This window comes from Stenotrophomonas sp. YJH_SMC_82 (assembly GCF_059368875.1).
The window spans coordinates 57589-71829 of sequence record NZ_JCAFSE010000005.1 but is presented as its reverse complement, the minus strand read 5'-3'; the positions used below and the strand labels follow the sequence as shown (position 1 = coordinate 71829).

Below are 14241 nucleotides of genomic sequence, written 5' to 3'. Positions count from 1 at the left end.
GCCGTAGTTGCGGCCCTTTATGGAGCAAGTCAAATAAAACACCGGAGGCCCGAAACCATCACCACTGGCCAATTACTCGTCGGCCTTTGCCTTCTCTGCGCGTTTCTGCCGCACTTCACCAACTTTCCTGGCCAGCAACTCGGCGACGTCTTTTGCTTGTTGCTGAATCGGCTTGGATTTGTCCCAGGTTAGGTGGCCGATGTTTCGGGCGCTGTCAAACAAGCCTAGCGTTGTAGTGCTCAGCACAATTGGGACAACTTCGCCATTTTTGAAACGGCTCCTGAACTGATCACCTTCAAACTTCGTCCAGATTCTTTGCGGATAGCTGTCGCTAAGTACGCAAACAATCATCAGTGAATCTGATCTGTAGATCGGACCAAGGTACTCTTCAACATCCTCGGCGATGATTCTGTGCTGTTCGTTGAGGTCGTAGAAGACCTCCATTTCCAGTTCGGTAAGTGCTTCAAAGATCGCTTCCGCAACGTCGCGTTCTTGACCCGAAAAAGATAGGGCGAAATCGTAGCGATCAGGGAACTCGATGCTGACGTAGCCAGCCTCTTCAGCAAGGGAACTCCACGATAGATTGCGCAGATAGAACACGAACTGGGGGTCTTGGGCAACCAGGGTGCTGTTCGATTCGTCGAAATGCAGCGCGGTCTGAAGGGCTGGCGATTGCTTCAGTAGCGACGCAAGGAACCCCTTTGTCACGACCTGAGAGACCGAGCCGCGCTGAGTAGGGTGGCGATCGATCTCACGAGTCAGATTTACGGACCATGTGGGGCTCTGACTAAGCCAGCGAAGGATATGCAAGTAGGGCGCCCGCCCTTCGCGCCTGAGCTTCGTGCCCCGGGAGAAAGTGACTGCCAAGTCGTGGAACTGAGCCGCAAGCTCCTTCATTACCCGGTTCTTGACGCCTTCGAAGCTTTCGCGGGTTTCCGTTAGTTGCTCGCAACGGGCCTTGATTCCACTTCTCAGGCAGGTCACGTGGGCGAGAATCTGCGCGATGTAGAAACTGCCTTGTGCAGCCTTAATGATCTCTCCGCGGACGTTCAACTTGACGTTGAGTGCTTCTTCTCCCTTTTGCAGAAGCTCAGAAACTTTATGCTCAGGGTTGGCTTCGAATTTGATCACTTCGATGCGATTTGCCAAGTCTCTTCCGAACGCGATGAGTGACTGTCCCACGTTCGGAATGCCGATGACGATCAGCTTACTGTGCTCTGCGCCTTCATCAGCTAGCGCCTTCATGAGATCCGCTATCTCACGGCGAACCGAATCGCTGAGACGGTGAAAGTCGTCAATAACAACAGTACCGAAAGGTACTCTGGTCGGCAGTGAACCAATCTTCTTCTTGTCCATCGGGAGTCTGCCGGACAGTCTTTCGACTTCAGCTTCCTGGATCCCGACCTGCGCCAGGGCCCTTTCAATCGATGTGGTCTTCCCAATCCCTGATGGCCCTTCAATGACGATACTGCGGCCCGGAGTGTCAAGCGCTACGAGTAGCTCATCGAACTCCACAGGCTCCACGAAGGTGTAGGTTACCCGTCCCGATCTGACAAAGACCTCTTGCAACTTAGGTCCAGCAATGGGTTCCTGAGCGGTAGGCTGGTTCATTCTTCTTCCTTGAGTCAGAGGAAGCGATTGTATGGCTAGGGGCGAGCAAAGGAGAAGAGAGTAGCGGCACTGTTCGGTCATCTAGTTTGAGTTGAAGAACCCGCCTCGCCCGTACCGTCACGGGCACTCATCTCCCCGCCTCGCCTGCGCACTTCAGGAGGTACTTTTCCCGCGCTGTCTGCACCAAGTCTCAGCCGAGACCCTGTACGGCGTTCTACAGGGTTCCCGAGCACCGGCCGTCCCCTGCCGGTTCCCTGTGCGAGAGGGGTGGCTGAGAGGCTGTCCGCAGGCGTTCCAGGGCCACCTCTGGACAGTCCCAATTTTTAACGTTCAGTAGATTCGCATGGGTACAGTCAATTCGAGCAAGATTCTGGCCTATAGGCTTCTCTCTGGTGCCTTGGCATTATTTGGGGCAAGGGTCACGTAGGCCATCGACGTGGCCTCACACTACACGGCAATGGCAATCCTGTTGTTCACCGGATAAGACGCACGAGCGGCAATGCAGGGGCTCACTCTACTCGTGACTGCAACGCCAGATACTCCGCCAGCCCCCGGCAGGCCAGCATCAGCCCCTCGCGCACACCGTCGCCGATATCGTCTTTCTCTTCCCCGTGCACGCGCACGCGTTCGGCGGCGTGGTACAGCTCCAACAGCGACACCAGGCCAGCCGCGGCGCGATCCCGGCGTGCGGCGGCCACGGCCTGGCCGGGTGTGCTGGCGGGCCCCGTCCACGGCTGTCCATCGGCGGCATCACCGGCGCGGATGCGCTGCAGGCAGCTGGGAAGATTGATCGGCGCGGCTGCCTCGTTCGCAGCGGCAAAAGCGGCTTCCAACGGCTGCGCCAGTTCGGGTGACAGGAGCAGGGCGGCCTCGCCCAAGGTGGCGGTCAGGTAGGGGTGGTGGGTTCTGGACATGCGGGCATCCTCGTCAGGAACAGAGGTGCCGCCACGATAGGGTGGCGGGCGATGCGTGGCTTCCAAGACCGGGTCAACGAATCGGCGGGCACGAGGCCCCCACGCACCGCCCGCCGTCGATCGGCTAACGGATTGCCAGCCGGCGCCGCCCCTGAAAGGACGACGCCGGCTGGCAAGCGTATACATCGTTGACAACACGGGCTTGGAAGTCCCGACCACCTTTTGCAGGTGGCGATTCATCATGCGCACGCGAAATCCCCGCCTGCCAGTCGTTTGTTTTGATGGCATCGGGTGATCTGAAAGGAAAAATGAATTATCGCGTTTGGCCTGTTTCGAGCATCGCAATGCCAGAAGCGACATATCGCGCAGTGCCGTCATCATCGGCCATCCGGGCCGCGCCACTGTTGCCGCACGGCTTACAGTAGCGTGCGACGTAAAGCTGGCTTAACAGCCTCGGTAAGGCACCAAGGCAACGATACCAGGCGTGAATCCCCACGCGCGCTACCCGGATCTTGATATTCCTCACGGACCGCCCGCAGCGCCCACCGCATACTGCGGCTACACGCCCACCTGGGCCCCTTCGGGATCCGCACATGCGTCGCCATGCCCTGTCGCTCACCGTCGCACTGGTGTCCACCGCTTTCGTGGCCCCGGCCATGGCCGCGGTGCCATTCTTCAACGCCAGCTGCCCGGGCGGTATCGATGTGCACGCCGACGAAGGCGGCCCCGTCTACGTGCAGGGCCGCGAGGCGGCGCTCAAGCGCTTCAACGACCGCTACGTCGAAGCACGCGATGCCAATAGCGGCATCACGTTGTCGATCAGCAGCAGCGAGGATGGCACGCCGCAGATCAGCTACACCGGCCGTGGCGGCGCCAATGGCATCTGCCAGGTCAGTGCCAGCGGAACGCCGGCGCGGGAAGAGCATCGCGATCGCCATCGCCACGATGACGACAGCGATGCGGCGCTGCCGCGCGAGGTGACCTGCGAATCCACCGACCAGCAGCAGGTGTCGTGCGACATGGATACGCGCGGCAACGTGGAGGTGGTGCGCCAGCTGAGCCACACCCACTGCGAACAAGGGCAGAACTGGGGCCTGTCGCGGCACTCGGTATGGGTGAACGGCGGGTGCCGGGCGGTGTTCCGCAATGTGTCCAAGGTGGCGTACAGCGCGCCGGCGGGTGATACCGCGCTGGGCTCCTGCAATTTGCGCAAGGGCGCGCAGGGCACGCTGGTGACCCGGATGCCGGTGGGTAGCGACTACCAGGAACTGATCATCGATTACCCCGATGGCCGCTTCTTGTGCATGATGCGCAACAACGGCCAGGTGCAGAGCCTGACGCCGGTTCGTCGCCGCGGCGGTTGAGTTCGCCGTGGGCGGGGGCCTCCGTCAGCCGCCTGGTGTTCGCAGTAGCACCCATGCCAGTATCAGGGTGAACACACCAATGACGGTCAGGCCGAACCACGCCGCGGCCACCTTAACGTTGCCGATCAACGCCGCCAACATGCGGTCCAGTTCGCTTGTCAGAATCGGATACTCAGCGTGCGCCTTGCGCAGACGCTGCCAACCGAACGCCAAGAACAGCAGAAGCGAGAATGGCGTCAGCAGCAGCGCCGCCTGCATCAGCCAGCCGTTCGGCGACGCATCGATCAAGCTGTTCAACAGAACCGCAAAAAAAGCGATGGGCAGCGCGACGATGAAGAAGCGTGGCCAGGCGGTGTTGATAAAGGGCGACATCACAATCTTCCATGGAAGGCGGCAGGTCAGTGCGGCATCATGCCATGCCGTTTCACTGCTGCACCGCTGCGGCACGCCAGGACGGAGGTCAGCGCGGGTTTACCGGGTCATTTCCCTTCTTGTAGGTGTACCCGGTGACATCCCAGCCGCCGCCATGGCCGGACGAGGGTTCCGCCCAGGTGAATTCCCACGTCTACAGGGAGCCGTCGGGAAGCGGGTTCTCCACCCGGTAGATCTCACCGGGAATGCCCTGCTCCGGCAACTTGCCGGGAATCGATTCATCCGAGCGTGCAGACGCGCGCCCTACGGAGAACGCGCGCCGTTCCACCTGTACGTCGTCGTAACCCCCAACACGTTCCCGGTCGGCGGCGTAACGATGGGGCCGCGAACCACCGCTATCTTCATTGTGGACTTGACGGAGGTTGCGCTCAGGTTCGGTTGAAACCTGGGACTTACAGCATTCTCCGATTGCACAGGATGTCAGCTGGCGTCGATGATCTGCTTCACGATTGGTCGAAGCACCTTGTACGCGTTCTCACCTTTCAGCTGGTAGAGCTCGGGAGTAGGGTGTGTACAGTCAGACAGCAGCTCTCGCCAATTGGGCGTGGCAAGCAATGCCCAGAATTGGGAAGCCATTGGTATGTTCATCTCGTGGCCCAACTGATCGAGATGCATCACGTAGTACGGCATCCCTGTTTCTCGGGCGGGGTGGCACGATGGATTGGGCTCGTAGATCACCACGGTTTTGCCATGTTCTCTTGCAATACGAACCAGCTCGCCCATCACGCGCTTGTATTCCTGTGGTGATGCGGAGATCTTCCCAGACTCTGGACGGGAGAACAGATAGGCATCGCCAAGCCCAAAGTTCAGAGTCACGATCTGGGCATGGGATTTCGCCATGACAGACTCCCACGACTGGTGAATTCCGTCGGTCCCGTTCAGCGCATCTGAGGATTGAATTCCGCCAATCCCTTCGTTCTTCACAACGACACGATCACCGTACTCTGTCCGCAGCAAACGCTGCAGTGTGTTGGGCTGATTCATCGCGGCGATGATCGTTCCGGAAGGAGTGGCGGTATAGCCTACGGTCGTGGAGTCGCCATATTCCTCGATGAGGATCTGCTTCGTTGTCGCATCAACCGGAGCCGCAGCATCTGCAGTAGTGACGGGCGCAGAGCAGGCGACAAGGAGGGGCGAAACGGCGGCCAGTCGTGCTAGTCGGAGTATGAAGATCATGGACGGATTCTACCCCTCCCGAATGCCGCTATCGGTACCGATTCGTTCCTGATCGGTCGTCAAGCCACAGGCTGCAGCAGGTCCTCGCGATTGTTCGGGGGCCTGCTTGCCGCGCGCCTGACGCCGATTTGCCGAGATTCCGCGGCGTCGTGCCTGGGGCGGGGCAGGGCAGCGTCCCGCTACTGCTGGTTTACCGGGTCATTTCCCTTCTTGTAGGTGTACCCGGTGACATCCCAGCCGCCGCCATGGCCGGACGAGGGTTCCACCCAGGTGAATTCCCACGTCTGCAGGGAGCCGTCGGGAAGCAGGTTTTCCACCCGGTAGATTTCACCGGGAATGCCCTGCTCCGGCAGCTTTCCCGGAATCGATTCATCCGCGCGTGCAGACCCGCGCCCCACCGAGAATGCACGCCGTTCCACCTGTACGTTGCCGTAGCCCTGCGGGGCGAACGACGGCTTTACCCGCTGCGCCACCCAGTCGAGCACCTGGCGTGCGCTCGCCGTCTGCATGGGATACGCGTCGGTGGTCACCGTATGCGTGATGCGTTGCGAGGAGGCATTGGCAGCTGCCGGAAACAGTCCGCCCAGGGCAATTGCCAGTACCGCAAATCCATTGAGTGCATGTTTCATGTGCGTCGTTCTCCAGGGTTGGGGAAATGAAGCCGCACCGTCCGGGTGCCGACGCAGGGTGGACACAAGGACCGCCGTGGGTAAGAGGCGATGCCGACTCGGGTGTGAAGTGGATCAAGGAAGGGCGGGTTCCTGACCGCTCAGCGCTGGAATCCCTGACGGGGGCGCCTTTGTGCTCGCGGCGATCCGGGTATTGCCCTGCTGCACCGCCGCGAGTGGTGTCACACAGCTCTGGCTAGACTGTGCTTCTTTTTTCCCACCGCAGGAGGCACCCATGGCCCATCCCATCTCCGTATCCCTGATTGGCGTTCCCACCGATGTCGGTGCGGGCCATCGCGGTGCACGGCTGGGGCCGGAGGCGCTGCGCGTGGCGGGCCTGCCGGAGGCGCTGGAAGCACGTGGTGTGGACGTCCGTGACGTGGGCAATCTGGATGGCCCGCGCAACCCGTGGACCGCGCCGGTGGAAGGCTACCGCCATCTGGATGAAGTGGTGGCGTGGAACCATGCACTGATGGAAGCCAGCTACGCCGAGCTGCAGGCCGGCCGCATGCCCATCATGCTCGGCGGCGACCACTGCCTGGGGATCGGTTCGATCACCGCCGTCGCGCGCTGGTGCCGCGAGCAGGGCAAGACCCTGCGCGTGCTGTGGCTGGATGCGCACTCGGATTTCAACACCAGCGATGTCACCCCGTCGGGCAACATCCACGGCATGCCGGTGGCCTGCCTGTGCGGCCTCGGCCCGGAGGCGCTGACCCACCTGGGCGGCAGCGCACCGGCGATCACCCCGGCGCAGATGCACCAGATCGGCATCCGCTCGGTGGACCCGGAGGAGAAGCGCCTGATCAAGACCCACAAGGTCGATGTGTACGACATGCGCTACATCGATGAGAACGGCATGAAGCGCGCGGTGGAAGCGGCGCTGGCCGGCATCGATGAGAACACCCACCTGCATGTCAGCTTCGATGTGGACTTCCTCGACCCGAGCATCGCGCCGGGCGTGGGCACCACGGTGCCGGGTGGGGTGAACTACCGCGAGGCGCAGCTGGTGATGGAGATGATCGCCGACACCGGGCGCATGGGATCGCTGGACATCGTCGAGCTCAACCCCTTGCTGGACAAGCAGAATGCCACCGCCGAACTGGCCGTGGACCTGGTCGAAAGCCTGTTCGGCAAGTCCACCCTGATGCGCGACTGAGGGCCTGGCCTGAACGGATCGCCGATCCGTTCACACCCGCTCCACGCCGCTGCCGCCAGATTGCACTTCACGCGGCGGCGGTGGCAGTGTGCCCTCCCGCCGAGCGACAGAACCCCATCCGCGAATGAAGCGGTGTAGCGGCGAACCCAAGGAGAAGCCCATGAAGCGCGTAGTTGCCCTGATGCTGTTGTCGATGTTCTCGGTGGCCCTGCTGGCCGGTTGCAATACCGTTGCCGGTGCCGGCAAGGACGTGCAGAAGGCCGGTGAAAAAGTTGAGGACGCCGCCAAGGGCAAGTGAGCCCGGCGCGGATTGGAAAGCGAAAAGGCCGGGAATCTTCCCGGCCTTTTTTGTGCGCGCTGTTTGCCGCGTGGCCGTCGAAGCGGAGTGAACCATTCAAGCAGGTGAGCATGTATTTCATTGCCGGTTGACCGGTACTCAACAGCCGCTGCGCGAAGCTGGAGCCACGGTAAGAACGCCGTTGCAACCAAGGACTCCCAGCAATGAACAAAGACATCATTTCCGGCAAGTGGTCGCAGCTGAAGGGCAAGGCCCAGGCCAAGTGGGGCGATCTGACCAACGACGACTTCGATGTGGCCGAAGGTAACGCCGAGTATCTGGCCGGCCGCCTGCAGGAACGTTATGGCTGGGCCAAGGACCGCGCGGAGAAGGAAGTGCGCGAGTTCCAGGACGCGGTGAGCAAGGACTATCCGGACTACAAGTAAGCGCTTCGGTTTCCCCCGCAACACGACGCCCGCACCGTGAGGTTGCGGGCGTCGTGTTGTCTGCGCCGGACGATCAGCGCGCCGGCGGGTCCGGCACGTAGCGGTTGGGGAACGCCTGCGGTTCGCGCGGCAGGCGCGAGGGCGAATCCACCAGGATGCCGCGCGCACGCAGGTTGCGGGCGCTGTCGTAGCGCAGCTGCAATACCTGTGCGGGGCTGCGGCTGGCGCGCTCGAAGTCGGTATCGCGCACCGAGGACTGCTCGCGCGCACCGTGGCCGGTACCCAGCGCTGGGGCCTGCGACTTGCTGGCGTAGCCTTCGATGCGGCTGGCATTGGCACTGGCACTGGCATCGGCCGCCGCTTCGGCCGCCGGGGCCGGCAGCGGCAGGCCACGGCGCAGGATCGGCTCGGGGCGCCAGCGACGTGCCTCTTCGAACACCGCCACGCCCACAACGCCGATGTTGTCCGGGCGGCCGGTGCGGCTGGCATAGCTGCCGCTGGGACTGCTGAACACGAACTGCGCCACTTCGTCCTGGCTCTTGCGCCAGCCGGTGATGTCGGCGCGCTGGCCGGGGTTGAGCACGTAGCCGGTCTGCGAGGGATCGGCATCCTCGCCGGAGATGGCGTTGACGCCGTCCACCGACAGCACCACCAGCACCCGGCGCGGGCTGTCGTTGTACAGGCGCACGGCGTAGCGGTGGCCGCGCTCGCCGGCCACCCAGCGCTGGCCGTCGGCGGGGTAGCTGCGCAGTTCGGTGCCACGGTCGCGGTCGACCAGGGTCATGCGCACCGGGCCGCCTTCGTAGGCCGGTGGCGGAGGTGGCGCCGGGCGGAAGCCGGCCAGGGGCAGGATCAGCAGCAGGGGCAGCAGGCGTTTCATCGGGCGTCTCCAGCGGGGTTGGGTGAATGAACGCGCCGCAGGCCCTGACGGGGTTGGTGGCGTGCAAGGTAAACTGGCCCCGTTCATCGAAGGTTACCCCACGCAGTCATGACGACCCGAGTCCTTACCGGCATCACCCCCTCCGGCACGCCCCACCTGGGCAACTACGTTGGCGCCATCCGTCCGGCCATCGCCGCCAGCCGCGCGCCGGGGATCGAGAGCTTCTTCTTCCTGGCCGACCTGCACAGCCTGATCAAGTCGCAGGACCCGCAGCGCACCCAGCGCGCGACCCTGGAGATCGCGGCCAGCTGGCTGGCCTGCGGCCTGGACCCGGAACACGTGTGGTTCTACCGCCAGAGCGACATCCGCGAGACCACCGAGCTGATGTGGTTCCTGACCGCCATCGCCAGCAAGGGCATCCTCAACCGGGCGCACGCCTACAAGGCGGCAGTGGACAAGAACCGCGAGGAAGGCGTGGACGAGGACGCAGGCGTCAGCGCCGGCCTGTTCATGTACCCGGTGCTGATGGCCGCCGACATCCTGATCTTCAAGGCCAACCAGGTGCCGGTGGGCCGTGACCAGATCCAGCACATCGAGATGGCGCGCGATTTCGCCCAGCGCTTCAACCACGTGTACGGCAAGGAGTACTTCCCGCTGCCGGACGTGGTGATCGATGAGCAGGTGGCGACGCTGGCCGGCCTGGATGGCCGCAAGATGAGCAAGAGCTACCACAACACCATTCCGCTGTTCGTGCCGCGCGAGGAGCTGAAGAAGCTGGTGTTCTCGATCCTGACCGACTCGCGCGCACCGGGTGAGCCGAAGGACACCGAAGGCTCGGCGCTGTTCCAGATGTACCAGGCGTTCGCCACGCCGGAACAGACCGCAGAGTTCGCCAAGGCGTTCGCTGCCGGCATCAGCTGGGGTGACGCCAAGCAGCAGCTGTTCGAGCGCATCGACAGCGAACTGTCGCCGCTGCGCGAGCGCTACAACGCGCTGATGGCCGAGCCGGAGAAGATCGAAGCGCTGCTCAAGCGCCGTGGGCAGCAGCTGCGCGAGCAGTTGGCGGCACCGCTGCTGGAAGAACTGCGCCACGCCGTGGGTCTGCGCGACCTGTCCACGGCGGGCGACATCGCCAGCGAAGATGCCGGCGTGGCCCGCGTGGCGCCGCCGCAATTCAAGCAGTACCGCGAGAAGGACGGCCGGTTCTACTTCAAGCTGACCGCCGGCGACGGCACGCTGCTGATCCAGAGCGAAGGCTTCGATTCGCCGCGTGATGCCGGCCAGCTGATTGCCGTGATCAAGCAGGCCGAGCAGGGCGACCAGCTGCAGAGCGAGCTGTTCAAGCTGGACGCCGAGGTGGACGCCGTGCTGGCCGCACTGGCCGTGCTGCGCGAAGCGGCCTGATCGCCGGGCCTGCCTGCCCTTTGTAGAGTCGAGCCATGCTCGACTTTGCTCCGCCCCTGTAGAGCCGAGCCCGTGCTCGGCTGGGTAGCAACGCAGCCGAGCATGGGCTCGGCTCTACAGGGACGCCCCCGCCGGCACGACCGTGGCACAGCACCCATGGCATGATGTCCGCGCGCCGCCGGCGCGATGACATGGAGTCTGCGATGGCCTGGTTGTCGCTGCTGCTGTTCCTGCCCTGGTTCCTGCTGCTGGGCAGCCTGTACTGGCTGTTCCCGCGCCAGCCGCGTACCGCGCGGCGGCGCCTGTTCGATGGCACCACCCTGGTATTGGCGTTCGCGCTGAGCATTGTGTCGATGCTGTGGGGCTACCGCATCGGCGTGGTGCAACCCGGCGCCGGCCCGATCTGGCCGCAGGTGCTGGCGGTGCTGTACGCCTACGGCGCGTTCCTGGCGGTGCTGGTGCTGGCGTTGCTGCTGCGACCGCGCTGGCTGGACCGGTAACCCCGCCTTTGTAGAGTCGAGCCATGCTCGACTGCACGCGCCCTCTGTAGAGCCGAGCCCATGCTCGGCTGATGTCTGGCAGAAAGGCAGCCGAGCATGGGCTCGGCTCTACGGAATCTGGACTCCGACCAAAGCCGCATCGAACCCGGGCCGCCTGCGCGCCTACCATGGGCGTCTGTTCCCGATCCTGCCAGGTGCGTGCCGATGACCGCCGACCCCAGCATCCACACCATCGATACCGGCTTCCAGCGCCCGGACTTCGACGCGGCTTACCTGATCGTTGAAAACGGCCGCGCCGCGTTTGTCGACTGCGGCACCGGCCTGTCGGTGCCGGCGATGCTGCAGGCGCTGGCGGATGCCGGCCTGGGCGTGGAAGCGGTGGACTGGTTGCTGCTCACGCACGTGCACCTGGACCACGCCGGCGGCGCCGGCCTGCTGATGCAGCAGCTGTCCAACGCAAAGGCGGTGCTGCACCCGCGCGGTGCGCCGCACATGATCGACCCGACCCGGCTGATCGCCGGTGCCACGGCGGTGTATGGCGCCGAAGAGATCGCGCGCAGCTATGGCCGCATCGAGGCGATTCCGGAGTCGCGCGTGGTGGTGGCCGAAGACGGCCACCGCATCGATCTGGCCGGCCGCGAGCTGGTGCTGCTGCACACGCCGGGTCACGCGCTGCACCACTATTGCGTATGGGATGCGCGCAGCCGCAGCTGGTTCACCGGCGATACCTTCGGTATCTCTTACCGCGAGCTGGACAGCGCGCAGGGCGCTTTCATCTTCCCGACCTCCTCGCCGGTGCAGTTCGACCCGGAGGCGATGAAGGCCTCGATCCAGCGCATGCTGGGCTACGGCCCGCAGGCGATGTACCTGACCCACTACGGTCGTGTGGAACAGGTGGAGAAACTGGCCGGCGACCTGTTCGAGCAGATCGATGCGATGGCCGCCATTGGCCGCCAGTGCGACGGTCGACCGGACCGCCATCGTTGCCTGTTGGCCGCGTTGCAGGCGCTGTATCTGGAACGTGCACAGCTGCATGGCTGTGCGCTGGACGATGCGGCAGTGACCACCGTGCTGGCGATGGATATCGAGCTCAACGCACAGGGCCTGGCCTGCTGGCTGGATCGCATCAGCAGGTAGATCCACGCCCTGCGTGGATGACGCAGGCCCAAGCCGCGCCGTGATGTCACGACCACGTTACACTCTGGTGACTTCCAAGCTAGCCGTGGTACTGCCGTGAATCCGATGCGCGTGTTGCTGCTGTCGTCCTGCCTGTTCGTCGGTGGCCTTGCCCATGCGGCCAACGACCTGCCGGGTGGCGGCATCGATCCGCAGGCGCTGTCGCGCCATGTGCGCGTTCTGGCGTCGGATGAATTCGAGGGCCGCGCGCCGGCCACCGAGGGTGAAGAGCGCACGGTGCAGTACCTGATCGAGCAGTTCCGCAGCTACGGCCTGCAGCCCGGCGGCGTGGATGGCAGCTGGGTGCAGCCGGTCCCGTTGGTGCGCGCGCAGCTGGACGGCCCGGCCAAGGCCAGCCTGTCGCTGAAGCAGGGCAAGCGTGCGCTGGCCAATGGCGTGGACGTGACCCTGCAGAGCCTGCAGCCGCGCAAGCGCGTGCAGATCAGGAATGCACCGCTGGTGTTCGTCGGCTATGGCATCGATGCGCCGGAACGCCAGTGGAACGACTACAAGGACGTGGACCTGCACGGCAAGATCGCCGTGGTACTGATCAACGATGCCGATTTCGAAGCCGATGCACCGGGCGCATTCGACGGCAAGGCGGTGACCTACTACGGCCGCTGGACCTACAAGTTCGAGGAAGCCGCACGCCGTGGCGCCGAAGGCGTGCTGATCGTGCACGAGACCGCGCCGGCCGCCTACGGCTGGGCCACGGTGAAGAGCTCGGGCACATCGCCGCTGTTCGACATCGAGCGCGGCCAGGACGAGGCGATGGCGCAGCACACGCCGCTGCGTGGCTGGATGCAGCGCGAGCTGGCCGAGGCGATTTTCGCCGACGCCGGCCTCGACTTCGATGCCGAGAAGCGCAAGGCGATGCGCGCCGACTTCCGTCCTGTGGCACTGGACAACGCCAAGCTGAGCGTGGACTTCGCGCTGAAGCGCGAGCAGGTGGTGACCCGCAACGTGGTGGCCAAGCTGCCCGGTGGCGAGCATGGCGACGAGGCGGTGATCTTCTCTGCGCACTGGGATGCCTTCGGTATCGGCCAGCCCGACGCCAAGGGCGACCGCATCCGCCGCGGTGCGATCGACAACGCCACCGGCGTGGCCACGGTGCTGGAACTGGGCCGGGTGTTCGCCGCCGGCCCGCAGCCGCAGCGCACGCTGTACTTCGTGGCGCTGACCGCCGAAGAGAAGGGCCTGCTGGGCGCCAGCTACTACGCCGCGCACCCGCTGGCGCCGCTGGACAAGACCGCCGCGGTGCTGAACATCGAGATGTTCAGCCCGGATGGCCCGACCCGCGACATCGCGTCGTGGGGCAAGGGCCGGGTCTCGCTGGAAGGCGACCTGGAACGCGTGGCCAAGGCCCGCGGCCGCAGCTACAGCCCGGACCCGAACCTGGAAGCGGGCTTCTTCTACCGCGCTGACCACTTCGCCTTCGCCCGCCTGGGCGTGCCGGCAATCACCATCGGCCCGGGCCTGGACAAGCTGGACGGTGGGGTTGAAGCCGGCCGCGCGCTGCGCGAGAAGTACTTCGCCGATTGCTACCACCAGGCCTGCGATGCCTGGACGCCGCGCTGGGACCCGAGCGGCCACGCTGCCGATACCCTGCTGGTCTACGATCTGGGCGCGGAGCTGGCCAACAGCCGCCGCTGGCCGACGTGGGAAAAGGAATCGGAGTTCCGCGGCGCGCGCGACAAGAGCGAAGCGGCCCGCCGCTGAGGTAGTGCCGGCCGCTGGCCGGCAACTGCCTGCTCTTTCCGGAGGTTCATGAGGTTGCCGGCCAGCGGCCGGCACTACCAAAGGAATGTTGAGTTGCCGGCCAGCGGCCGGCACGACCGAAAGAATGTGGAGGTGTCGGCCAGCCGGCGGCACGACCGGGTGTTCGTCAGCGCCGGCGCAGCAGCTTCCACGCGCCCCAGCCGCTGGCGGCGAGCGCTGCCAGATAGCACGCCACCATCGTGCGCAGGCCGACCAGCGATCCGCCGTTGACGCCGCGATGCAGGCGCAGTTGCAGCGAGCTGTGGCCGCTGCCCAGGTCCACTGCCAGCTGCAGCGCCAGTGCGGCGCAGAACAGCAGCAGGGCGATCCCGAAACCGATGCGTGGCCATGCGGCCTGTGCGCTGGGGCGGCGCAGCAGCCAGGCCAGTGCCGTGGCTGCGGCCAGCGTCACCGCGATCCACATCAGTGGAGGAGCGGGAGACGCAGCGGCCACCGGCATTGCACCGGTGGCCGCGATC

Annotated in this window: 15 protein-coding genes; 8 read left to right on the top strand and 7 right to left on the bottom strand. The window is 64.5% G+C overall.

Features of this window, described 5'->3' with window-relative positions:
• Nucleotides 1-72: 72 nt before the first annotated feature.
• Nucleotides 73-1611 carry a hypothetical protein gene (locus tag AC5P53_RS17835; protein ID WP_241887676.1) on the bottom strand — a complete coding sequence of 513 codons (1539 nt, stop codon included), beginning with the start codon at nt 1609-1611 and terminating at the stop codon, nt 73-75.
• Between the two features lie 509 nt (nt 1612-2120).
• Nucleotides 2121-2525 (bottom strand): hypothetical protein, encoded by a 405-nt coding sequence (locus tag AC5P53_RS17830; RefSeq protein WP_241887675.1) that lies wholly within the window; start codon nt 2523-2525, stop codon nt 2121-2123.
• 593 nt (nt 2526-3118) lie between these two features.
• On the opposite strand from AC5P53_RS17830, the gene AC5P53_RS17825 reads away from it, so the two are divergent.
• Complete coding sequence (locus tag AC5P53_RS17825; protein WP_241887674.1) at nt 3119-3889, top strand: DUF3011 domain-containing protein; 771 nt, start codon at nt 3119-3121, stop codon at nt 3887-3889.
• Nucleotides 3890-3913: 24 nt separating this feature from the next.
• Here AC5P53_RS17825 and AC5P53_RS17820 read toward each other — a convergent pair whose 3' ends face one another.
• From AC5P53_RS17820 to AC5P53_RS17810, 3 genes are all read right to left on the bottom strand, one after another.
• Nucleotides 3914-4261 carry a hypothetical protein gene (locus tag AC5P53_RS17820; protein ID WP_111206489.1) on the bottom strand — a complete coding sequence of 116 codons (348 nt, stop codon included), beginning with the start codon at nt 4259-4261 and terminating at the stop codon, nt 3914-3916.
• A gap of 480 nt (nt 4262-4741) precedes the next feature.
• Nucleotides 4742-5497 carry an SGNH/GDSL hydrolase family protein gene (locus tag AC5P53_RS17815; RefSeq protein ID WP_134967398.1) on the bottom strand — a complete coding sequence of 252 codons (756 nt, stop codon included), beginning with the start codon at nt 5495-5497 and terminating at the stop codon, nt 4742-4744.
• Between the two features lie 179 nt (nt 5498-5676).
• On the bottom strand, nt 5677-6192 hold the full coding sequence (locus AC5P53_RS17810; RefSeq protein WP_241887673.1) for a hypothetical protein: 516 nt from the start codon (nt 6190-6192) through the stop codon (nt 5677-5679).
• Between the two features lie 208 nt (nt 6193-6400).
• On the opposite strand from AC5P53_RS17810, the gene rocF reads away from it, so the two are divergent.
• The 3 genes from rocF to AC5P53_RS17795 all read left to right on the top strand — a co-directional run bounded on the left by rocF (nt 6401) and on the right by AC5P53_RS17795 (nt 8044).
• On the top strand, nt 6401-7321 hold the full coding sequence (gene rocF, locus AC5P53_RS17805) for an arginase (protein WP_032956249.1): 921 nt from the start codon (nt 6401-6403) through the stop codon (nt 7319-7321).
• A 160-nt stretch (nt 7322-7481) separates the two neighbouring features.
• Nucleotides 7482-7619, top strand: coding sequence for an entericidin A/B family lipoprotein (locus AC5P53_RS17800; protein WP_014035659.1), 138 nt, complete (start codon nt 7482-7484; stop codon nt 7617-7619).
• A 203-nt stretch (nt 7620-7822) separates the two neighbouring features.
• Entirely contained in the window at nt 7823-8044 is a 222-nt protein-coding gene (locus AC5P53_RS17795) for a CsbD family protein (protein ID WP_004153772.1), read from the top strand.
• Between the two features lie 73 nt (nt 8045-8117).
• Here AC5P53_RS17795 and AC5P53_RS17790 read toward each other — a convergent pair whose 3' ends face one another.
• Nucleotides 8118-8924, bottom strand: a complete 807-nt coding sequence (locus AC5P53_RS17790; protein WP_046428114.1) for a hypothetical protein — start codon at nt 8922-8924, stop codon at nt 8118-8120.
• A gap of 108 nt (nt 8925-9032) precedes the next feature.
• On the opposite strand from AC5P53_RS17790, the gene AC5P53_RS17785 reads away from it, so the two are divergent.
• From AC5P53_RS17785 to AC5P53_RS17770, 4 genes are all read left to right on the top strand, one after another.
• On the top strand, nt 9033-10328 hold the full coding sequence (locus tag AC5P53_RS17785) for a tryptophan--tRNA ligase (protein WP_032956245.1): 1296 nt from the start codon (nt 9033-9035) through the stop codon (nt 10326-10328).
• Nucleotides 10329-10531: 203 nt separating this feature from the next.
• Nucleotides 10532-10828 carry a hypothetical protein gene (locus tag AC5P53_RS17780; protein WP_032956243.1) on the top strand — a complete coding sequence of 99 codons (297 nt, stop codon included), beginning with the start codon at nt 10532-10534 and terminating at the stop codon, nt 10826-10828.
• Nucleotides 10829-11032: 204 nt separating this feature from the next.
• Nucleotides 11033-11965, top strand: coding sequence for an MBL fold metallo-hydrolase (locus AC5P53_RS17775; RefSeq protein WP_241887672.1), 933 nt, complete (start codon nt 11033-11035; stop codon nt 11963-11965).
• Between the two features lie 105 nt (nt 11966-12070).
• The gene (locus AC5P53_RS17770; RefSeq protein WP_014645634.1) at nt 12071-13723 is read left to right on the top strand and encodes a M28 family metallopeptidase; all 1653 of its coding nucleotides are present in this window, start codon (nt 12071-12073) and stop codon (nt 13721-13723) included.
• A gap of 166 nt (nt 13724-13889) precedes the next feature.
• Here AC5P53_RS17770 and AC5P53_RS17765 read toward each other — a convergent pair whose 3' ends face one another.
• Nucleotides 13890-14186 (bottom strand): hypothetical protein, encoded by a 297-nt coding sequence (locus AC5P53_RS17765; protein WP_014645635.1) that lies wholly within the window; start codon nt 14184-14186, stop codon nt 13890-13892.
• Nucleotides 14187-14241 lie beyond the last annotated feature (55 nt).